The sequence below is a fragment of the Paraburkholderia phenoliruptrix genome (assembly GCF_019511605.1).
Lineage (GTDB): Bacteria > Pseudomonadota > Gammaproteobacteria > Burkholderiales > Burkholderiaceae > Paraburkholderia > Paraburkholderia phenoliruptrix_A.
Window position 1 is genome coordinate 49,985 of sequence record NZ_JAEUAV010000003.1, and the last position, 21,332, is coordinate 71,316.

The 21,332-nt window shown below is 63.5% G+C and carries 22 protein-coding genes; 7 read left to right on the forward strand and 15 right to left on the reverse strand.

The features are described from left to right. Positions 1-38 precede the first annotated feature (38 nt). The 4 genes from JNB89_RS06405 to glpD all read right to left on the reverse strand — a co-directional run bounded on the left by JNB89_RS06405 (position 39) and on the right by glpD (position 4,958). Positions 39-725, reverse strand: coding sequence for an HAD family hydrolase (locus JNB89_RS06405; protein ID WP_220361685.1), 687 nt, complete (start codon positions 723-725; stop codon positions 39-41). A gap of 223 nt (positions 726-948) precedes the next feature. Next, the gene (locus JNB89_RS06410; RefSeq protein WP_013340436.1) at positions 949-1,662 is read right to left on the reverse strand and encodes an MIP/aquaporin family protein; all 714 of its coding nucleotides are present in this window, start codon (positions 1,660-1,662) and stop codon (positions 949-951) included. Between the two features lie 121 nt (positions 1,663-1,783). Next, the gene (glpK, locus tag JNB89_RS06415; RefSeq protein WP_013340435.1) at positions 1,784-3,283 is read right to left on the reverse strand and encodes a glycerol kinase GlpK; all 1,500 of its coding nucleotides are present in this window, start codon (positions 3,281-3,283) and stop codon (positions 1,784-1,786) included. A gap of 145 nt (positions 3,284-3,428) precedes the next feature. Beyond that, entirely contained in the window at positions 3,429-4,958 is a 1,530-nt protein-coding gene (gene glpD / locus JNB89_RS06420) for a glycerol-3-phosphate dehydrogenase (protein WP_220361686.1), read from the reverse strand. Between the two features lie 208 nt (positions 4,959-5,166). Between glpD and JNB89_RS06425 the strand changes: the two genes are divergently transcribed. Then, entirely contained in the window at positions 5,167-5,541 is a 375-nt protein-coding gene (locus tag JNB89_RS06425; protein WP_220361687.1) for a hypothetical protein, read from the forward strand. A gap of 199 nt (positions 5,542-5,740) precedes the next feature. Here the strand turns inward: JNB89_RS06425 and JNB89_RS06430 are convergent, their stop codons facing one another. Both JNB89_RS06430 and JNB89_RS06435 read right to left on the reverse strand, forming a co-directional pair. Continuing rightward, positions 5,741-5,938: a hypothetical protein gene (locus JNB89_RS06430; RefSeq protein ID WP_006049938.1), complete on the reverse strand. Its 198-nt coding sequence runs from the start codon at positions 5,936-5,938 to the stop codon at positions 5,741-5,743. Positions 5,939-6,257: 319 nt separating this feature from the next. Next, positions 6,258-7,037: a DeoR/GlpR family DNA-binding transcription regulator gene (locus tag JNB89_RS06435; protein ID WP_013340432.1), complete on the reverse strand. Its 780-nt coding sequence runs from the start codon at positions 7,035-7,037 to the stop codon at positions 6,258-6,260. A gap of 632 nt (positions 7,038-7,669) precedes the next feature. On the opposite strand from JNB89_RS06435, the gene JNB89_RS06440 reads away from it, so the two are divergent. Then, positions 7,670-8,497, forward strand: a complete 828-nt coding sequence (locus tag JNB89_RS06440) for a ferritin-like domain-containing protein (protein WP_013340431.1) — start codon at positions 7,670-7,672, stop codon at positions 8,495-8,497. A 119-nt stretch (positions 8,498-8,616) separates the two neighbouring features. Beyond that, on the forward strand, positions 8,617-9,138 hold the full coding sequence (locus tag JNB89_RS06445) for a hypothetical protein (protein WP_220361688.1): 522 nt from the start codon (positions 8,617-8,619) through the stop codon (positions 9,136-9,138). 115 nt (positions 9,139-9,253) lie between these two features. On the opposite strand, the gene JNB89_RS06450 is transcribed toward JNB89_RS06445, so the two are convergent. The 4 genes from JNB89_RS06450 to JNB89_RS06465 form a co-directional block, all read right to left on the reverse strand. Further along, a complete protein-coding gene (locus JNB89_RS06450) occupies positions 9,254-10,807 on the reverse strand; it encodes a DEAD/DEAH box helicase (protein ID WP_220361689.1) in 1,554 nt (517 codons plus the stop codon). 225 nt (positions 10,808-11,032) lie between these two features. Continuing rightward, positions 11,033-11,653: a PAQR family membrane homeostasis protein TrhA gene (gene trhA / locus JNB89_RS06455; protein WP_013340428.1), complete on the reverse strand. Its 621-nt coding sequence runs from the start codon at positions 11,651-11,653 to the stop codon at positions 11,033-11,035. Positions 11,654-11,794: 141 nt separating this feature from the next. Then, complete coding sequence (locus JNB89_RS06460; RefSeq protein WP_013340427.1) at positions 11,795-13,093, reverse strand: c-type cytochrome; 1,299 nt, start codon at positions 13,091-13,093, stop codon at positions 11,795-11,797. A 21-nt stretch (positions 13,094-13,114) separates the two neighbouring features. Further along, positions 13,115-13,846, reverse strand: coding sequence for a c-type cytochrome (locus JNB89_RS06465; RefSeq protein WP_013340426.1), 732 nt, complete (start codon positions 13,844-13,846; stop codon positions 13,115-13,117). A gap of 384 nt (positions 13,847-14,230) precedes the next feature. On the opposite strand from JNB89_RS06465, the gene copC reads away from it, so the two are divergent. After that, complete coding sequence (gene copC, locus JNB89_RS06470; protein WP_220361690.1) at positions 14,231-14,608, forward strand: copper homeostasis periplasmic binding protein CopC; 378 nt, start codon at positions 14,231-14,233, stop codon at positions 14,606-14,608. After that, a complete protein-coding gene (locus JNB89_RS06475) occupies positions 14,605-15,534 on the forward strand; it encodes a CopD family protein (protein WP_220361691.1) in 930 nt (309 codons plus the stop codon). Before copC ends, JNB89_RS06475 begins: the two co-directional genes overlap by 4 nt. A gap of 165 nt (positions 15,535-15,699) precedes the next feature. On the opposite strand, the gene JNB89_RS06480 is transcribed toward JNB89_RS06475, so the two are convergent. From JNB89_RS06480 to dgoD, 3 genes are all read right to left on the reverse strand, one after another. After that, a complete protein-coding gene (locus JNB89_RS06480; RefSeq protein WP_049789943.1) occupies positions 15,700-15,948 on the reverse strand; it encodes a YodC family protein in 249 nt (82 codons plus the stop codon). 26 nt (positions 15,949-15,974) lie between these two features. Next, entirely contained in the window at positions 15,975-16,277 is a 303-nt protein-coding gene (locus JNB89_RS06485) for a hypothetical protein (protein ID WP_013340422.1), read from the reverse strand. Between the two features lie 446 nt (positions 16,278-16,723). Then, positions 16,724-17,872: a galactonate dehydratase gene (gene dgoD / locus JNB89_RS06490; RefSeq protein WP_013340421.1), complete on the reverse strand. Its 1,149-nt coding sequence runs from the start codon at positions 17,870-17,872 to the stop codon at positions 16,724-16,726. 95 nt (positions 17,873-17,967) lie between these two features. Between dgoD and JNB89_RS06495 the strand changes: the two genes are divergently transcribed. Next, positions 17,968-18,675: a FadR/GntR family transcriptional regulator gene (locus JNB89_RS06495; RefSeq protein WP_220361692.1), complete on the forward strand. Its 708-nt coding sequence runs from the start codon at positions 17,968-17,970 to the stop codon at positions 18,673-18,675. Here JNB89_RS06495 and JNB89_RS06500 read toward each other — a convergent pair whose 3' ends face one another. Beyond that, positions 18,676-20,217 carry a DHA2 family efflux MFS transporter permease subunit gene (locus JNB89_RS06500; protein WP_220361693.1) on the reverse strand — a complete coding sequence of 514 codons (1,542 nt, stop codon included), beginning with the start codon at positions 20,215-20,217 and terminating at the stop codon, positions 18,676-18,678. A 247-nt stretch (positions 20,218-20,464) separates the two neighbouring features. On the opposite strand from JNB89_RS06500, the gene JNB89_RS06505 reads away from it, so the two are divergent. After that, positions 20,465-20,908 (forward strand): MarR family winged helix-turn-helix transcriptional regulator, encoded by a 444-nt coding sequence (locus JNB89_RS06505; protein WP_220361694.1) that lies wholly within the window; start codon positions 20,465-20,467, stop codon positions 20,906-20,908. 52 nt (positions 20,909-20,960) lie between these two features. On the opposite strand, the gene JNB89_RS06510 is transcribed toward JNB89_RS06505, so the two are convergent. Next, positions 20,961-21,299, reverse strand: a complete 339-nt coding sequence (locus tag JNB89_RS06510; protein ID WP_220361695.1) for a hypothetical protein — start codon at positions 21,297-21,299, stop codon at positions 20,961-20,963. Between the last annotated feature and the right edge of the window lie 33 nt (positions 21,300-21,332).

The window sequence follows — 21,332 nt, forward strand, 5'->3', positions numbered from 1 at the left end:
GCGGGCCTTTTTCACAGGCGCGGCGCTTTTCGAAACGCTTACGACTGCACGTTGCCGAACTCGCCGCGCACGCCCGCTTCGATCAACGCGGGCAGTTCGTCCATATGCATCATGATGCGCGTGATGCCCATCTTGCGCAGCGCATCTGCATAGCCATCGGGAATGTGGCTCGCGCCGACGAACGCAATCGTCTTCATGCCCGCCGCGCGCGCTGCGTTCAGGCCCGCCACGCTGTCTTCCACCACGATGCATCGCGACGGTTCGACGCCGAGCGTTTGCGCGGCGAACAGATATACATCCGGAAACGGCTTGGGCCGCGCGACCTGTTCGGCGCTGAATACGCGCTCGCCGAAAATCTGCTGCAAGCCGGCGCGTCGCACCGACGCCGCCACGCGGGCCATGCGGCTGTTCGACACCACGGCGGCGGGCAGCGTCACGCGCTCCAGCGCGTTGCGCACGCCGTTGACGGGACTGAGCGAGGCTGCGAGCGCGAGCTCGACATTGTGCTCGATCGTGTCGAGAAAATCGGACGGCAGCGCGATGTCGAACGCTTTTTCTATGCCTTCGAGAAAGCGCGACGTTTGCTGGCCGAACGCGGTTTTGACGACAGGCTCGAAGTCGAGGCCGGGAAAAGTGGCCGAGAGCGTCTCGAACATGACGCGGTCGGCGATGACTTCACTGTCGACGAGCACGCCGTCGCAGTCGCAGATGAGGTGGTCGATCATGCCTGAAGGAACGGAAAAGCGGAGGGCGCGTGCAAGCACGAATGGCCGTGAATGGCCGCGAAGGGCCATGAAAACCACCGATCGCCGGCTCACGCGCGCCGCGTGAAAGCGCCATGATACGTGCTTTGACGCGGCGCGCGCCGCGGCGCCGCTTTCCGTCGATTCGGACGCACTAGGTTTGCGACGGCGTGGGGCGACCCCGCCGCGCGTCCGTAGGGCGCTATCAGCGCGCGTGCAGATACAGATAAAGGCCCGTCGCCACCGCGCCGCCCAACAGCGGCCCGCAAACCGGAATCCATGCGTAGCGCCAGTCGCTGTCGCGCTTGCCGGGAATCGGCAGCAGCGCGTGCATCAGACGCGGCGACAGGTCGCGCGCGGGACTCATCGCGTAACCGGTCGGTCCGCCGAGCGAAATGCCGATGCCCAGCACCAGCAGGCCGACCGGCAGCGCGTCCAGCGCGCCCAGGCCCACTTGCGGCGCAGCCAGATACAACACGCCGAGAATCAGCACGAACGTGGCGATCATTTCGGTAAGCAGATTGTGCGGGACGCTGCGAATAGCGGGCGCGGTGCAGAACACGCCGAGCTTCACGTCGGCGTCGCCTTCTTTCGCGAAGTGCTGGCGATACGCGACCCAGACCAGCAGCGCGCCCGCCATTCCGCCGAGCATTTGTGCGGCCACGTAGCCGGGAACCTTGGCCCATGCGAACTTGCCGGCGAGCGCGAGGCTGACCGTCACCACCGGATTAAGGTGCGCGCCGCTGAACGAGGCGGTGACGTAGACAGCGATGAACACGGCCATCGCCCAGCCCATTACGATCACGATCAGATCCGCGCCCTTGCCCTTGGTGCGTGCGAGCAGCACGTTGGCGACAGCGCCGTCGCCAAGCAGCACGACGAGTGCCGTGCCGATGAATTCCGCAATGTATGGAGACATCGTTTGGTATCCAAAGTATTGTTGTCGGGAAAGCCGCGCGACGCGGCGCCTCCCTGCGGTTTATCTCAGGTTTGTGCGAGCCCTGCCGGACGTTCGTGCATGAACGTCCGGGCGCGGCAGTTCAGGGCGTGTCGGCCCATGCTTTCGCGGCGCGAATCGCGCGCTTCCAGCCGTTCAGACATTCGTTGACGTCCTCTTGCCCGAGCGCGGGCGTGAAGCGCCGGTCGAGCTTCCACTGGCTCTGGAGTTCGTCGACATCTTTCCAGTAGCCCACCGCAAGGCCCGCCAGATACGCCGCGCCGAGCGCGGTGGTTTCCGACACCTTCGGGCGAACCGCGTCCACGCCGAGAATGTCGGCCTGGAACTGCATCAACAGGTTGTTCGCACAGGCGCCGCCGTCCACGCGCAATTCGCCGATGCGAATGCCGGAGTCGGCTTCCATTGCCTTGAGCACGTCGAGCGACTGGTAGGCGATCGAATCGAGCGCGGCGCGGGCAATATGCGCGGACGTGGTGCCGCGCGTGACGCCGAACAGCGTGCCGCGAGCGCGCGCATTCCAGTGCGGAGCGCCCAGCCCAGCAAACGCGGGCACGAGATAGACGCCGTCGCAATGCGGCACGCCGCGCGCCAGGGTTTCGATTTCAGCCGCGTTCTTGATGATGCCGAGGCCGTCGCGCAGCCATTGCACCACTGCACCGCCAATGAAGATGCTGCCTTCCAGCGCGTAATTGATCTGGTCGCCGATCTGCCACGCAATCGTGGTGACGAGGTTGTTCTTCGATTCGATAGGCTTGTCGCCGGTGTTCATCACGAGAAAGCAGCCGGTGCCGTAGGTGTTCTTCACCATGCCCGATTGCGTGCACATCTGGCCGAAGAGCGCGGCATGCTGATCGCCGGCAATGCCCGCGAGCGGAATCTTCGACGCAAACACGGTCGTCTTGGTCGGCCCATACACTTCCGACGAAGGCCGGACCTCCGGCAACATGCTGCGCGGAATGTCGAGCGCGTCGAGCAGTTCGTCGTCCCACGTCAGCGTGTGGATGTTGAAGAGCATCGTGCGCGATGCGTTGGTCACGTCGGTGACGTGCAGGCCGCCCTTGGTGAAATTCCACACGAGCCAGCTGTCCACCGTGCCGAACGCGAGGCGACCCTGACGGGCTTTTTCGCGCGCGCCCTCCACGTTGTCGAGAATCCACCGGATCTTGGTGGCCGAGAAATACGAGTCGATCGGCAAGCCGGTTTTCGCGCGCACTTTCTCTTCGAGGCCTTGCGCCTTGAGCTGGTCGCAAAAGTCGGCGGTGCGGCGGTCCTGCCAGACGATCGCGTTGTAGATGGGATGACCGGTTTCGCGATCCCACACGATGGTGGTTTCGCGCTGATTCGTGATGCCGATCGCGGCAATCGACGTGCCGTTCATGCCCGCGCGCGTCACCGCTTCTGCTGCCACGCCGGCTTGCGTGGACCAGATTTCCTGCGGATCGTGCTCGACCCAGCCCGGATGCGGATAAATCTGCTCAAACTCCTTTTGTGCCGTCGACACGACATTGCCGAGGCGGTCGAACAGCATCGCACGTGAACTGGTGGTGCCCTGGTCAAGCGCGAGGATGTACTGGTCCTGCATTGTCTCTTCTCCATGCATGTTATGAATCGCCGTGCAGCCTGCAGAGCATACCGGCGACGGGAACGGCTCGCCGTTTCGGGCAGGCCGCAGCCGGGGTGGCGAATGCGGCCGGCCGGGCGGGCCGAGGGGTGAAGCGGTCTTGTTGTTATGCGCTCTGTCGCTCGGGTTCGCGCGCGAACCATGCGTCGATGTCGCGCGTGATCGAATCGAGCGTGCCCGGCTCGACGTGCAAGCCGAGTTTGGAACGTCGCCACAGCACGTCTTGCGCGCTGCGCGCCCATTCGGTATCGCGCAGATAGACGAGTTCGGCTTCGTAGAGACCCGGCGCGAAAGCGCGGCCCAGATCGGCAAGCGACTGCGCGCGGCCGATCACGTTTTTGACGCGCGTGCCGTAAGCACGGGCAAGGCGGTGCGCGAGATCTGCGGGCAGCCACGCGTGTTGCTGCCTCAACTGGGCGAGAAAGCGCTCGAAATTGGCCTGCGCGATGTCGCCGCCGGGCAAAGCCGCGCCCGACGTCCAGGACGGCACGCTCTTGCCGAGCGCGGCGGCGAGCTTGTCGACGGCTTCTTCCGCGAGCTTGCGAAAGGTAGTGATCTTGCCGCCGAACACCGACAGCAGCGGCGCTTCGCCAGCCGGCGAGTCCAGTTCGAGCGAGTAGTCGCGCGTGACCGCGGACGGGTTGTCGGCGCCTTCTTCCTCGAGCAGCGGCCGCACGCCCGAGTACGTCCAGCGCACGTCGGCCGGCGAGATTTTCTGCTTGAAGTAGCGATTAATCGAATCGCACAGATACTGCGTTTCGTCGGCGTTGATCGCGACTTGCGCAGGGTCGCCACGATATTCGATGTCCGTCGTGCCGATCAGTGTGTAGTCGTGCTCGTACGGAATTGCAAAGATGATCCGCTTGTCGGGGTTCTGAAAGATGTATGCGTGGTCGTGCTCGAACAGGCGCCGCGTGACGATGTGGCTGCCTTTGACGAGCCGCACGCTGTGCGACGCCGGACGGCCCAGCGCGCCTTGCAGCAGTTGCCCGACCCACGGGCCGGCGGCGTTCGCGATGGAGGCGGCCCGCACGTCGAGAAGCGTGCCGTCTGGCCGCCTGAGTTGCGCGCGCCATTCGCCGCCGGCGCGCACGGCGCTCAGCAGCTTGGTACGCGTGAAGACCGTTGCGCCGTGTTCCGCAGCGTCGAGCGCGTTCAGCACGACGAGGCGTGCGTCGTTGACCCAGCCGTCCGAGTACACGAAGCCGCGCTTGATCGATTCGACGAGCGGTGCGCCGGCCGGATGATCGCTTATCACAATGCCGCGCGAGCCGGGCAGCAGTTCGCGCCGGGCAAGGTGATCGTAAAGGAACAGCCCCGCGCGAATCAGCCATGCGGGGCGCAGGTCGGGCATGTGCGGCATCACGAAGCGCAGCGGCCACATGATGTGCGGCGCGGCGCGCAGCAGGGTTTCGCGCTCCTGTAACGCCTTGCGCACGAGGCCGAACTCGCGGTACTCCAGATAGCGCAAGCCGCCATGAATCAGCTTGGTGCTCGCCGACGAGGTGTGCGCGGCCAGGTCGTGCTGTTCGCACAGCAGCACGGACAGGCCGCGGCCGGCTGCGTCGCGCGCAATGCCCGCGCCGTTGATCCCGCCGCCCACGACGAGCAAATCGTATTTCGTGCCTTGCGTCACCTGCTGCGTCTCCTGCGTCGTTGACGGAATATGCGAAGCTGTCTGAAAAGCTATCGAACCGATAGTGTTCGTTTTCGAACTTTAATGAACATATTCGAAAAAGTAAAGTTCGCGACGCCGGGCGAGCCCTATGCCGGATGGCGAGAGGTGTGGCGCGCCGCGCGGCCACGGACGATACTCTTGCGGTGGCCATTTCAGGGTGAAATTCATGCGTGGACTTTTCATGGCGGGCGCCGCTGCGCTGCTCGCGGGGTGTGTCGCTTCGCCGAGCCTGACCGGGACGATGGGCGCGCCGTCGTTTGTCTCATTGCAGCAGATGTGCAGTGCGCAGACAGTCGACTACGGCAACGACGCGCAAGGCGTGTATGCGACGCTCTTCGACGCTTATGTGGCGAACCGGCGCGGGCGCTTGTCGAAGGACGAATACTGCGCGTTCCAGACGGCGATTGCCGAGCGCTATACCAGCCAGGGTACGAGCGGCGACCCGCAGGTTCGCAATCAGTGGGTCGCGTTCTTTACCGAGCAGCGCGCGAGAGCGATTAGCTGGCGCGCCGCGGTGGATCCGACGTTGCGTAGCGGCTAAGGGGGCAAGGGCGCTAAGGGGAGCGCCGCGGGCATTTACAGATCGCCCGCAACGAAAGCGGGCGCCGCCAGGGCGCCCGTTCGAAACAAGCATTCGGATACAGGAGGCTTGCAGCTCAGCCGTGCGCGCGGCTCGGCACTGCCGTCAGTCGTGCGCCGGCCACGGCTGGCATGAAGCCCCGACGATGCGCGGGTTGTTCTCAGGAAAGACGTTTGATGGCTCGGAGTGCGCTATCGCCGGATTCCGTTACACGCCATTGTTCGTTGCCCGAGGCGAGCCGCTCCAGTTGCACGAGCTGACGTTCGAGGAGGGCGTCGAGTTCTTCTCGCTCCATGTCGACTTGATTCGGAGCGTCCTTGACGAGCAACAACGTGGCGAATTCGTGCGGACTCAGCATCGTTTCTCTCCATGTCAAGCAAGCGCGGACGGCCTCGACGGCGACTGGCATCGCATGGCAGGGCCATTGCCAGGTGGTCCGCAAAAAGTTCAGGCGGGAGGTACGGCTTACGACAGGTTGACTGCGCTCCGGCGGCACGCGCGTGCGCAACGAACGCCGGGGAACTGGAGTGTAGTCAAGCGAACGTTAAACACCAAACCGGCCCCCGTAAATTTTCCCTTTGACAACAGCGGGTCGCAGAGGCGGTTCGGGATCGCGGCCAGATCCTTGATTTCACTTGAAGTTCGCCGTGCGCTGCAACATGGCCGGCAATGCCTGGTCAGGAGGCGACGTACACCTGGCAATTGGCGGTATTCAACGCTTCGGTCATGTCTGCTGGCGGAGCGGCGTCGGTAAACAGCGCGTCGATCTGGTCGAGATGGCCCTGGCGAACCAGCGCCGGGCGGCCGAACTTGGAACTGTCAGCGGCGAGAAAGACGGTGCGCGCGTGCTGGATAATGGCCTCGGCCACGCGTACTTCCCGGGTGTCGAAGTCGCGCAGCGTGCCGTCGGTCTCGATGCTCGAGGTGCCGATAATCGCGAAGTCCACCTTGAACTGGCGAATGAAGTCGATGGCCAGTTCGCCAACAATGCCTTTGTCCCACGGCCGCACAATGCCGCCTGTGATCAGCACTTCGCAGTCGGGATAGCCGCTCATCATGCTCGCGACGTTCAGGTTGTTGGTGATGACGCGCAAGCCGCGGTGCCGGTTCAGTGCCCGCGCGACTTCCTCGGTAGTGGTGCCGAGGTTGATAAAGAGCGAGGCCTGGTCGGGAATGTGGGTGGCCACCAAAGCCGCGATGCGTCGCTTTTCGTCATGGAACATGCGTTGGCGCGCGGTGTACGAGACGTTCTCCGAGCTCGTCGGCAGGCTTGCTCCGCCGTGGTAGCGGCGCAGCAGGTTCATGTCGGCGAGCCAGTTGACGTCGCGGCGAATGGTCTGCGGCGTCACGTCGAAGTGCGCTGCGAGGTCGTCCACGGTCACGAAGCCGTCGCGTTGCACCCACTCCAGCAGTTCCTGTTGCCGGGCGTTCAGAGTGAGGCGGGGGTCTCGGGTCATGGTCTCGGATCGTGGGGTTTGTTATCTGCACGGCCCGCGGCCGGCGTGGACAGGATGAGTGAGCGAGTGCGTGTATTGTAAGACCATCGCGAAAGCCGTCCGAGGTCTCGTGCGACATTCATAGGACAGCGCCTCGCGGCTCACGGCATTCAGCCGCCGATGCATTTACCCGTGCGATCCATCGTTTATCGTTCGCGGATGCCTCGCACTCGCACTCCGGCACGGCGAAGGCGGCACGACCTTTATGTTCGCCATGAACGAGCACGGCATGACGATCAAGGGTTAATGGGTGAGTCTGTCCCACTTGGTTCAAGCTTCTTCGTTCGCAAGCCAGGTCTTCTCGCATTTCGCGAAGAATAGCCCGCTTTTCGAGCCGGCTTTTGCTGGCCGATGCACTCGCGCTTGCCTCTCTGAAACTTTCGTCTATCCTGGAATTGGAACTGCGGCCAATCGGCACGGTCTGTGCTGGGTTGTCTGCAGACTTGCGCAACAGCGGCTAAGATGCAGACAGAAGGGTTAACTCCAATTCATGGCGCTGTATCCGACACGGCGTACCGCAAACGCAAGGCAGCGCGATAGCAGCGGTTGCGAGCATGCTCCACGAGTGGATACAGCTTTCGGAGCAAGACACGATGCACACAGAGCTGAACCATGTCATGCCCTGGCGAATCGAGGACATCGACCTCACGCGCATTGATCGCCAGAAAGCAGTTGCGAACGAAGACCTGTTATTGCTGCTGTGCGCGGCTTCGTTTATTGAAAGCGGCACCGATCTTTACACCAGTAATCTCAGTCAGTTTTTTAACGACGACCCCGAAGTATCCGCGTGGCTCAATAACGAGTGGGAGCCCGAGGAAATGCAGCACGGCCGCGCGCTAAAGACGTATATCGCTTACGTTTGGCCTGAGTACGACTGGGACACGGCGTTCCGTAATTTTATGGAAGAGTATTCGCTGACCTGTTCCGTGGAAGATTTCGAAAAAACCCGGGCGCTCGAAATGGTGGCGCGCTGCGTGGTGGAAACCGGCACGGCGACGTTATATCGCGCGATTGGCGAGTGTTCGGATGAGCCTGTGTTGAAGCAGATTACAGACAACATTCGTACGGACGAAGTCCGCCACTACAAGCACTTTTTCAAGTACTTCAAAAAGTACAACAAGATAGAAGGCAATGGCCGGCTTGCGGTGCTCGGCGCGCTCATGCGCCGCGTGATGGAAATCAAGAACGAAGACTCGGAGATTGCCTTGCGTCACGTATTCGCGATCCGCTATCCGGAGCGCGTGCGCGATGAAGCCTACAACCGTGCGCGCGCCGCGCGCATCAATGCGCTGGTGCGGCGCAACCTGTCGGCCGACATGTGCGTGAAAATGCTGCTCAAGCCGCTTAACCTACCCGCGAAGATTCAACCTGGCGTGCATTATCCGCTCGCGAAAATCACGCAGCACGTGTTCTTTCGTTAGAGCTCTGCTTATTGCGTTGGGGCGCGCCTGGCGCGCCGGCAGAAGAATGGCCCGCCTCGTGCGGGCCATCTGCTTTTCGAGGCATGATGGATGCCTTGCTCTTTCACTGGACCCCTACGATGAGCGACTCCACCTTGCCACAACGCCCGCTCGATCAAACGACGTTCGACGAATGGCCCGACGCGGTTCGTGCGCTGTTCGACGGCTCGTCGCTCAGGAGCAAGACGGGCTTCACGGCGTCGCTACTGACGGTCGACACGAATCGGCACATTCGTACGTCGCTGCTCGGCATAGGCGAGTTGTACGCGCCGGACTCGCGCACGCTGTGCATCGCGTTGTGGCCGCAAGCGCGGGCGGCGCGCGCGATGGCAGAGAGCGGGCGCGCGGCGCTTTGCTTCGTGTTCGAAGAAGCGTTCTATCAAGTCCAGTTGCTCGCCGCGCCGTTGCCGCCTGCGGATGGTGACGACAGCGGTCTCGTCTATATGCACTGCTCGATCGAGTCGGCGGAAACGCAAAGTGTGCGTTATGCGCGTCTGACGAGCGGCATTACGTTCGAGCTCGACAGCGGCAGAGAGAAGGTGCTCGACCGGTGGGAACAGCAGGTCGAGCATTTGCAGCGGGCCGCAGCGTTGGCTGGGTGAGGTGGCGGCGGCGCGGGCGGGGGTGTTGTACTGACCGAAGCGCTCAATTCCCATAACCCCTCAACCAGCTCACGACCCGCTCAGCGGCTATCCACCAGCCCAGTCAAAACCTTGCTCAGCGGCCACGCTGCCCGCTGCGCGCCGGGCTGCCACCGCGCGGTGAGTTGTTATGCGGTTTCGCACCGCCGCCAAGCAAAGCGCCCGGATTGCTGCTTTGGGGCTTGCGTGGTGCATGCTGCGCGACGCTGCCTTCATGCGCGACAGTACGCGGCCGGTCGTCGTGACGTTGCCCGTCGCGGCGCGCGTGCCCACCGTTGCCGGTTGGCTTCGCGCCTGACGGCTTCGGCTGCTGCTGGCCGCTCGGTGCACGCTGTCCCGAGCGTTGCGACGTGCCTTGCGGCGCTCGAGCCGAGCCGCCATTGCCGCCGTTGCCAGCCTTGGGCGCGCCCTGGCCTTGACGCGGCGAACGTCCACCGCCGCCCCCGCCTTGACCACGGCGCAGAATCGGCTCCGGCTTGGCGGTGGGGTCCGGTTCGAAACCGGGAATCACTTCCTGCGGCACCGGACGCTTGATCAGCTTCTCGATGTCCTTGAGCAACTGCAATTCGTCGACGCACACCAGAGACACCGCTTCGCCGGTCGCGCCCGCGCGACCCGTGCGGCCGATGCGGTGCACGTAGTCTTCCGGCACGTTGGGCAGATCGAAGTTGACGACATGCGGCAACTGGTCGATGTCGATACCGCGTGCAGCGATGTCGGTTGCGACCAGCACCTGCAGCGTGCCGTCCTTGAACTCGGCAAGCGCCCGGGTACGCGCCGACTGGCTCTTGTTGCCGTGAATTGCCAGCGCGCTGATGCCGTCCTTCGACAGTTGTTCGGCCAGGCGATTCGCGCCGTGCTTGGTGCGCGTGAACACCAGCACCTGAAACCAGTTGTGCTGCTTGATGAGGTGCGTGAGCAGCTCGCGCTTCTTGTCGCGATCCACCGGGTGAATCTTTTGCGCGACCGTTTCCGCCGTCGTATTGCGGCGCGCGACTTCAATCAGCGCTGGCGAATCGAGCAGGTTGTCGGCGAGCGCTTTGATCTCGTCGGAGAATGTGGCCGAGAACAGCAGGTTCTGACGCTTCGGCGGCAGCTTGGCGAGCACGCGCTTGATGTCATGGATAAAGCCCATGTCCAGCATGCGGTCTGCTTCGTCGAGCACGAGAATTTCGAGGTGCGACAGGTCGATGGTCTTCTGCTGCATGTGGTCGAGCAAACGGCCAGGCGTCGCGACGACAATGTCCACGCCGCTCTTCAATGCACCGATCTGCGGATTGATGCCCACGCCGCCGAACATCACGGTGGACTTCAGTTTCAGATACTTGCCGTAAGCGCGCACGCTTTCCTCGACCTGGGCGGCCAGTTCGCGCGTGGGCGTGAGAATGAGCGCGCGCACGGCGCGCTTGCCCGATGCCGCGGCCACCGGCGGCATCGAATGAAGACGCTGCAGGATGGGCAGCGTGAAGCCGGCCGTCTTGCCGGTGCCGGTTTGCGCGCCGGCCAGCAGGTCACCGCCGTTCAGCACCGCTGGAATTGCCTGAGTCTGGATGGGAGTCGGAGTGGTGTAGCCGAGTTCGTGTACAGCGCGGACCAACGGTTCGGACAAGCCGAGGGAATCAAAAGACATAAATGTTCTTTGCAATGCAGTTTCGCGAACGGCGGATGTGAGCGCCGGCGGAGCACATGCGGACATATCTGCACGAATGCGCCGCCTGGCGTGATCGAGATCAGGGCCGAAGCCCAGTTCCGTTCGCAGGGAAATCGGCGGCACGCTCGAGATGCGTGCCGAATGCTTCAACGCGCTATGCAGACACGTTGACTGGCCTTAAGTTGCATTTCGCCGCCGTGGACGTCACGCGACATAGCGCGCGACGCTGACGAATTGACACAGACTGCCCGCCAGTACGAACAGGTGCCAGATACCATGTCCGTGCCGGATGCGCTCGTCGTTGATGAAGAAGTAGATGCCGGCGCTGTAAATGACCCCGCCGGCCACGAGCCAGGCAGTGCCCGCTGCAGGCAGGGCCTGCAGTAACGGGCGGACGGCAACGAGCGCGAGCCATCCCATCAGGACATACAGCACCATCGAAACGCTGCGGGTGCGTCGCCCGAGCGTCAGTTCCTGCACGATGCCAAGAGCGGCAAGCCCCCAGCTTACGCCGAATAGCGACCAGCCCCACGGCCCGCGCAACGTGACAAGCGTGAACGGAGTATAGCTGCCGGCGATCAGCAGGTAGATCGCCGAATGGTCGCATTTCTGCAGTATTGCTTTGACGCGCGGGCTGCGCACGCTGTGGTAGAGCGTCGAGATAGCATACAGCACGAAGAGCATCGCACCGTACACGCTGAAACTGACTACCTTGTACGCGTCGCCCTCGACCGCGCCCATCGTGACGAGCGTAACCAGCCCCGCCACCGACAGCACGGCGCCGACGAGGTGGGTAATGCTGTTAAAACGCTCACCGACATGCACGGTCTTTCCTCCTGCACGGTTTCATTGGGCCATGACTGCGCCACGTGTGGCGCGATCCTATGCCCATGATACCGGTCCTCAAAAAACGAAGGGCGCGGCCGCGAATTTCGCAGGCCGCGCCCCGGGTGCAACGGACGCTGCTTAGTCGAGCGGAGCCGAACGCAGGTCAGCCACTTGCTGCGGCGACACGGCGGTGCCGTGATTGCCCCACGACATACGGATGTACGTCACGACGGCCGCCACTTCCTGATTCGACAGCGACTGCGCGAACGGCGGCATGCCGTACGGATGCGGGTTCGCTTCGGTGCTCGGCGGATAGCCGCCGTTCAGGACCATGCGGATCGGGTTGACTGCCGACGGCATCTGGATCGACTGGTTGTTCGCGAGCGGCGGGAAGGCCGGCGGCATACCGAGGCCGTTATCCGCGTGGCACTTCGCGCAGTTGTCAGCGTAGATTTTCTGACCTTGCTTCAACAGTTCGCCGCCGAATTTCTCCGACGTTTCGAGCTGCATCGGCTCAGGCGCCTCGCTCTTCTGCGGAATGGTCTTCAGGTACGTGGCCATTGCGTTGATGTCCGCATCGGTCATGTACTGCAGGCTGTTGTGGACCACTTCGGCCATCGGGCCGAATACTGCGCCGCGGTTGGACACGCCGGTCTTCAGCAGGTCGGCGATGTCTTTGGTTTCCCAGTCGCCGAGGCCCGCTTCCTTGTTCGACGTGAGCGACGGTGCATACCAGTTCTGCAGCGGGATCAGACCGCCGGCAAACGCTGCCGAGCTCACCGGACCGCCCATCGCGTTGATCGACGTATGGCACATGCCGCAATGGCCGAGACCTTCGATCAGGTACGCGCCGCGGTTCCATTCGACCGACTTGGTCGGATCCGGCTTGTATTCGCCTTCACGGAAGAACAGCGTGCGCCAGCCGATCAGCATGTTGCGCTGGTTGAACGGGAACTTGAGCTCGTGCGGACGGCTCGGCACGGCAACCGGCGGGATGGAGCGCAGATACGCGTAGATTGCGTCCGAGTCGGCGCGCGTGACCTTCGTGTAGCTCGTGAACGGGAAGCCGGGGTAGAGCAGGCTGCCGTCTTTCGAGCGGCCGGTGTGCATGGCGCGGTAGAAGTCGTCCTGCGTCCATTTGCCGATGCCGTACTGGTCGTCGGGCGTGATGTTCGGCGTGAACATGGTGCCGAACGGCGTGGCCATGGGCAGGCCGCCGGCAAACTGCTTGCCGCCGCGCACGGTATGGCAGGCGATACAGTCGCCGGCACGGGCGAGGTACTCGCCCTTCTTCACGAGCGCAGCCTGGTCGGCGGGCGTTGCCGCCACGGCCGTACCGTTGTGCAGATTGTCGCCGCCGGACCACAGCACGGGGACGAGTGCAGCGGCCGCGACTACGACCACTGCCGAGAGGGCGAACAAAGACTTGCGTTTCATTTGAGTGTCTCTCCCGGTGCCTTATTGCGGTTCGCTGCCGCAGGCAAGCGGAGTCTTCATCGAGCGGGCCGGAGCCGGCACGGGGTTTTGTGGAGCCTGTTGCGTGGAAAGCCAGGCAGCAACCGCGTTCACGTCTTCGTCGGTGAGACGCGTGGCAATGGTGTGCATGCAATCAGGTGCGATGGCGTGACGCGTGCCCGAACGCCATGCGCCAAGCTGCGCGCTGATGTAGTCGGAGTGCAGACCGACCAGACCCGGAATGGCCGGTTCCATGCCCGTCAGGCCCTTGCCGTGGCAGGCTGCGCAGGCCGGAATCTGTTTCGACGCGTCGCCGTTGAGCACAATCTGCTGGCCGCGCGCGAGCGTGGCCGACGAAACCGTCGGCTTGGCGGGCGCCGGATACGGCGGGCGTTGCTTCGAGAAGTACGTGGCGATCTGATGCAGATAGTCGTCGCTGAGATACGTGACGAGATAGTTCATGGGCGGATACTTGCGGCGCCCTTCGCGGAAATTCTGCAACTGGTTGTACAGATAGTCGGCCGGCTTGCCCGCGAGACGCGGGAAGTAGTCGTTGTCCGTACCTTGGCCGTGCGTGCCGTGGCAGGCCGTGCAACCTTGCACGCGCGCTTCCATCGTATCGGGGGCCTTCGGTTGAGTCTGCGCTTTCGCAGCGCTATAGACGCCCGCGGAGCCGATCAGCAGAAGGGCAAGCAACGGGCGGAAAATGCGTCTTGAAGACACGCGTAACTCCATCAAAATCGGGGACCTGACCGAACTTCGAGCGGCTCGGTGTGAAGGGCAGCCGGCGCTGCGGCGACGCAGCATTCTATCATCGAAGGGTGATGATGACTATTTGCCGCATCGAGGGCGTTTGCGCTTGTCACAGACGTGCGACAGTTTGCCGCGCGTCGCGCTGCGGAACTGACCGCGCGTTTGTGACTTCTGCCGCGAGCACGGGCTCGCAAGCGCTATACCCGCCTCACTTTTGCGAGCGACGTTGAACCGACCCGCGCGTGAACCATCGAAGCGTACACTTCGGGGCGCGCTGGCTGCGCCTCGCGTGTTTTCGGCTCAGTGGTCAGTCGTCCTGCCGGGCCGCCAACCGCTCGTTTCCTCACCACCCGCTATCGGCCTTACATGAAGCTAATCCATTTTTCACGTCCGGCGCGGCTTTCTTCCGCGCTCGGCGCCGCGGCGCTGCTGTTCGCGTCGACGGCCTTCGCGCATGCGCATCTCGTATCGAGCGAGCCGGCTGCGAACGCCGAAGTCGCCGCCCCAGGCGAAGTCACGATTCATTTCACCGAGCCGCTCGAGCCGGCCTTCAGCAAGATCGCGCTGACCGACGCCAACGGCAAGCCGGCTGCTTCTGCCGCGTCCCAGGTCGACACTCATGACGCACGCGTCATGCATCTGCCGCTGCCGCAACTGGGCGCGGGCCGCTATGCGGTGAAATGGACTGCCGTCGCTACAGACGGTCATCGCACGCAAGGCGACTTTGCGTTCACAGTCAAATGAGCGTCGACGGACTGTGGATCGGGCAGGTCGCCATGGCCGCGCTCATGAATATCGCCTTTGCGTTCGCCGTCGGTTCGGCCTTGCTCGGTGCGTGGCTTGCGAACGACGCCAAGGCAAAGATCGCACCCGCGCAACCGGCATGGTTGCGGGCGCAACGGTCACTGTTGACGGCGAGTATCGTGCTGGTGGTCGCGGACCTCGGTTGGCTGCTGTATCAGGCGGCGTCGATGAGCGGCGCCGCATTGCCAGCCGCGTTTGGCGTGGTGCCGACGGTGCTGTCGCAAACGCACGTCGGCTACGGCTGGAGCATCGCGTTTGCCGGCGCATTGGTGCTGCTCGGCACGGCGCTGACGAGCCACGGCGGCATGCTGCGCAATGCATTGCTATGGCTGGCGGTGATCGCGATTGCGGCCGGCAAGGCGTCCCTCGGACATGCGTCGGACGACGGCCCCGCATCCGCGGCAATTGCGATGCAAACGCTGCATGTGCTGGTGACGAGCGTTTGGGGCGGCCTCGCGATCACTGCAGGACTTGCCGTGCTGCCGGCGCTGGGTGCGTCGACCGCACGCGGTGTGCTGATTCGCACGGCCACCCAGGTGTCGAACGTGTCCGTGGTCGCGGTAGGGCTCGTGCTGGTTTCGGGCGTGTTCAATGCGCTGCGCGGCTCCGGCGGCTCATTGCTTGCAATTGAGTCGAGTACGTGGGGCCACGTTCTGATCCTGAAACTGTCGCTCGTTGTGCTTGCGCTGGTGCTCGGCGGACTGAACCGCTTCCTCGCGTTGCCGCGCCTGCGCCGCACGGCCTCCACCATGGACGCGCATACCTTCGTCAACGTGCTCTACCTGGAGGCGCTGGCAATGATCGGCGTATTCATCGCCGCTGCGGTGCTGTCGCACAGCGTGCCGGCGTTCGCTGCGCTCGGCTGAGTGCAGTGCTGCAGCGGCGGCGCGCTCCCGCCGGGTCTGGCGATGGCGCGCCTCGTCGTGCTGCCGCAAGCGCTGTGGCCGGCTCGTCGCATAAAAAAGCGCCGCACAGTCAACGCGCGGCGCAATACACACGGTCGCCTGACGAGCTGGTCAGCGAAGCCGCTACTACCCGGTCGACGACATACGGCAGCCTGGCCGCGCCGGTTCCAGTGTCTCCTCGGGAAACATTTCCTGCAGCAGTTCGCCGGTATGGCTGAACCACTGGCAGATCAGCCAGTTGCCTGACGCGAACAGCACCGGACCGCGCCATGTGACGGTCATCGGGCACCCGCCGGACTTCAGGCTCAGCACGTCGCCTACACGGTATGCAGATTCAACGGGCCGTGCTGCGCGCGAACTGTGTGTGGCCGACATGTTCAGCAGCCGGCTGCGTGACCCGCTCATTCCAGCCCCAGCCGATGGCCGAGAATCGGCGCGCAAAAGAGTGCGATCGCGCAGCCGGCCGCCTTGCCTTCGAGTTCGGCTGCCGCTGCGTGCGCGCCGTAGACATGCGCGAGCAGATCGAAGAGTTGCGGGATGCAATAGATGACGGCCGCCACCACGAACCACTTCTCGATGGCTGCAATGCGCCAGCCGCGCTCGTACGCGAGCGCCGCGCCGATGATGCGCAGCACGCCGAACAGCACGAGCGCGCCGACCGCCGCCTGTTCCCGCAACAGATAATCCGGAATGAATTCGCCCATGAAAGCCCCTGATACATTCGTCTTTGGGTGCATTTCAGCAAGGAGTGGGCCATGTATCTGTCTGCTGGCGAACGAAGTCCTGAGAGCTTTTGTCGACGGGCATTGGCCCGGCGCAGGGCAGGTCGTTGCGTGAAGTGGGGAGGTCCCGCTTGCGCGATAGGGCGTGGGCGTTACGTTACCCGGAGAGAAATGCGCGTCATGTCACCGTAACGCGTGGATGCGTCGCGGGAATTATTCAGGTGCGGATGCGTAAACAAAACGCCGCACGCAGGCGGCGTCAGTGAGCCGAGCGACCCCGCACCGGCGGCGCGACTAAGCGGGTCGGGCCACTAGGGCGCTCGGCAAGCAACGTTGGCAGGCGAGTTCGCCACACAACTTTTGCGAAACTTTGGCAAGCCAGTCCACCGACCGTTGCAGCCCACCGCCTCACCGGGAAGCCGTCCCGCTTACCACTCGGCCACGCTTCCATCCGCGTGACGCCACACGGGGTTGCGCCAGCGGTGACCGATCTTCGCCATCTCGCGCACTTTTTCTTCGTTCACTTCGATGCCGAGGCCCGGGCCCTGCGGAATCGAGACGAAGCCGTCCTCGTACTTGAAGACTTCCGGATTCTTGATGTAGTCGAGCAGGTCGTTGCCCTGGTTGTAGTGAATCCCCAGGCTCTGTTCCTGAATGAATGCGTTGTAGCTCACCGCGTCGATCTGCAGGCAGGTGGCAAGCGCAATCGGGCCGAGCGGGCAATGCAGCGCGAGGGCCACGTCGTAGGCTTCGGCCATCGACGCGATCTTGCGGCACTCGGTAATTCCGCCGGCATGCGACGCGTCCGGCTGAATAATATCGACGTAACCGCCTGACAGAATGTGCTTGAAGTCCCAACGCGAATAGAGACGCTCGCCCAGTGCGATAGGCGTATTGGTCTGGTTGACGATGTCGCGCAGCGCTTCGGCATTTTCCGACAGCACCGGTTCTTCGATGAAAAGCAGCTTGTACGGGTCCAGTTCTTTTGCCAGCACCTTGGCCATCGGCTTGTGCACGCGGCCGTGAAAGTCCACGCCGATGCCGATGTCTGGCCCGACCGCCTCACGCACCGCGGCCACGTTGTTGATGACACCCTGCACCTTGTCGAAGGTGTCGATGATCTGCAGTTCTTCCGAACCGTTCATCTTCACGGCCTTGAAGCCACGCTCGACCACCGCACGCGCGTTGTTTGCGACGTCGCTCGGACGGTCGCCGCCGATCCACGAGTACACCTTGATGCGCTCGCGCACCTGACCGCCGAGCAGCGCATGGACCGGCACACCGTGATGCTTGCCCTTGATGTCCCACAGCGCCTGGTCCACGCCGGCAATTGCGCTCATGGTGATCGGGCCGCCGCGGTAGAAGCCTGCACGGTACATCACCTGCCAATGGTCTTCGATCAGAAGCGGGTCTTTGCCGATCAGATAGTCCGACAGTTCTTCGACGGCTGCGGCCACCGTATGCGCGCGCCCCTCGACCACCGGCTCGCCCCAGCCGACGATGCCTTCGTCCGTTTCGATCTTGAGGAAGCACCAGCGCGGCGGAACGATGAAGGTTTCGAGCTTGGTGATTTTCATGGCGTGTGTCTCCAGTCGCATGCGGGAATATTCGAGGCTTCCCATGCTACAACAAAGCGCTTTAAAGTACTATTAATAGTACTATTTGCCACATATTGAGCGGTGCGACCGCGAGGAGAGAAGCTATTCAGCACGATCTGCATGGGCGCGTCGCCCATCTGCTGGCAACCGCGATCTTGCGCGGCGACTACGCGCCCGAGTCGATTTTGCCGCGCGAGGCGGAGTTGATGGACGCGTTCGGCGTAAGCCGCACGGTCTTGCGCGAGGCGCTGCGCACGCTCACGTCCAAGGGGCTGATCGAATCCAGGCCGCGGGTCGGCACGCGCGTGCGGCCACGGCACGCGTGGAATCTGCTGGATGCCGATGTGCTCGACTGGTACTCGCGCGTCGCCGAGCCCATGCAGTTCGCGCTCAAGCTGCAGGAAATGCGCGAAATGATCGAGCCGTATGCCGCGGGTCTCGCGGCGGCCTCGTACTCGGAGAAAACCTTTAGCGCGCTGGCGGATGCCCACGCGGCAATGGCGGCCGCGCGCAATGTCGACGAATGGGTGCGCGCCGATCTGCAATTCCACCTGAGCGTGTTGATTGCATGCAGCAACGAGTTGCTGATTCCGCTTGGCACGCTGATCGAGCGTACGCTCGAGGCGCAGCTTCGGTTGAATGCGAAACGCGCAGACGTCTTCAACGCGTCGCTTGCCGAGCATACGGCCGTGTTCGAAGCAATTCGCGAGCGTGACGCCGCCGCAGCGCGCGATGCGATGGCGCGCCTGCTTGGCGTCACGCGCGGGCGGATCGAGGGCTGATCAATCCATTGCGGCATGCGCTGCAGACGCGTCGTGCGATCTGCCGGCCGGGCGGATCAGAAGCAGCAGCGGAATGACGAGCAGCGTCGCGGCGAACATCAGCTTGAAGTCGTTCAGATAGGCAATCATCGACGCCTGCTGCGTGATCGACGCGTTCAACGCCGCCATCCCTTCGGCCGGAGCGCTGCCGAGCATTGGCTGGATCGCGGGGTTGAAGGGCGTGATGTTGGCCGCGAGGTCCGCATGCGAGACTTGCGTGTTGCGCGTCATCAGCGTCTGCACGATTGAAATGCCGATACTGCTGCCGATGTTGCGCATCAGGCTGTACGTGGCCGTGCCGTCCGCACGCAGTTGCGGCGCGAGCGTCGAGAACGTCAACGCGCTCAGCGGCACGAACACGAGACCGAGCCCGAACCCCTGGATCACGCCGGGCCACACGATGTCCGACGCCGACAACACGATCGTGTAGTGCATCATCTGCCATAGCGCGAGCGCCGAGATCAGGAAGCCGGCGAGCAGCATCAGCCGCGCGTCGATTCGCTTCAGCAGCCGGCCGGCGAACAGCATCGCCACCATGGTGCCCGCGCCGCTCGGCGCGGTGACGAGCCCGGTGGTCGCAACCGGATAGTTCATCAGGTTTTGCAGCATCGGCGGAAGCAGCGCGCGCGTCGCATACATGACCGCGCCGATCACGAAGATGAAAAACGTGCCCGTGGTAAAGTTCGGATCCCTCAGCAATTCGTATTTGAAAAACGACGTCTTGCCGACCGTTGCCGTATGCACGAGAAAGAACGCGAAGCTGATCGCGGCGATCAACGCCTCCAGCACGATCTCATGCGAACCGAACCAGTCCAGCTGCTCGCCCCGGTCCAGCATCGCCTGAAGCGCGCCGATTGCAAGACCCAGCGTGGCGAAGCCGAAGGCGTCGAATTTTGCGTCGGGTTTGGGGGCTCGCGAAGGCAGGAACGTCGCCACGCCGAACAGCGCGAACGCGCCAATCGGCACATTGATGAAGAAGACCCAGCGCCAGTTGTAGCTGTCGGTGAGCCAGCCGCCTAGCGTGGGGCCGAGAATCGGGCCGACCATCACGCCCATGCCCCACACGGCCATTGCCTGGCCCTGCTTCTCGCGCGGATTGATGTCGAGCAGGATGGACTGCGACAGCGGCACGAGCGACGCCCCGAAAACACCTTGCAGCAAACGCGACGCGACGATCTGCGTGAGCGTCTCGGACAAGCCGCATAACGCAGACGCCAGCGTGAAGCCGCCGATCGCGATGATCAGCAGGCGCTTGACGCTCAGCCGGTCGGACAGCCAGCCGGTCAGCGGTGTCGCGATAGCCGCCGCGACGATATAGGACGTCAGCACCCAGGTGATCTCGTCCTGCGACGCCGACAGGGTGCCTTGCATGTGCGGCAACGCCACGTTGGCGATCGTGCTGTCGAGCGTCTGGATCAGCGTCGCGAGCATGATCGAGATGGTGATCATCGGCCGGTTCAGCGGCGCGGCGGCGCCGCTCGAAGGCGAAGAGGCGGAGGGCATGGCTCTGTCGGCGTGTCAATAGTAAGCATGCTTATCATATCGGACGCGTCGGCCCGTTCGCATCGGGAATTATGCGGACGTTGAGGAGGCCGCTGGTGGGGCGGCGGGGTGTGGCTTGACGCTGACGGGGCCGGCCTTGATCGATTGGAGGGGATCAGATTTGAGCGGACGGAAGTGGCGCCAAGGCTCTGCTGGGCAGGGCTCTCGCACGGCTCGGCTTTGCGACGCGCTTTCGTATAATCGGCGCATGAAAACCCAACTCGAAGAGCGCTTCGGCTTTCTGATTTCGGACGTCGGCCGGTTGACCGGCAAGCGGTTCGACGACCTTGCCAGATCGTCGGTCGATCTGACGCGGGCGCAATGCCGCGTGCTCGCCTATCTCGCCCATTACGGCGACATCAATCAGGCGCGGCTCGCCGATCTGCTCGAGGTCGCGCCAATTTCCGCCGGTCGTCTGCTGGATCGGATGGAGGAGGGCGGCTGGATCGAGCGCACCGCTAATCCGCAAGACCGGCGCGAGCGTCAGGTGCGCATGACGGCGAAAGCGGAACGGGCGCTCGGCAAGGCGCGAAAGGTGGGCGACGAGGTCGCGCTGGAGGCGCTGAACGGCTTTAGCGACGAGGAAGCCGCGCAGTTGATCGCGCTCTTGCAGCGCGTGCGCGGCAATCTCAGCCGGCTGGTGGATCGCTGATCGCCGGATTGCTCTGCTTTGCGCGGTGCCGGCTTTCGTAGCTCCTGCCCGCTTATTTCGCCTCGGAGCCGGCCGCGGTGCCCGACGGCGGTGCCAGCTCATAACACCCCGGCGCTTTCTTGCCGGGCTCGGGCGCTTGCGGATCGATACATTTGAAGGCGCTCTGGTCGCGCTGCACGAAGATCGTGTCGGCCGGACCGCCGTCGCCGCGAGGCGAATTGACGACGGCGACGATCTTGTAGCCGTTCTGCAAAAGCGTCGACAAAGTCATCTGGCTTGTGCGCCACTGGTTGTCAACGGCACTTTGCGCGTGACCGGAGCTCGCGGAAGCGGCACCGACAAGCGCGATGGATGCGATGGCCACGGCGCGCGCGGCGTTGCGGAATGTCATCAAGAATCCTCCTTCAAGTTGCGGGTGCCGCCG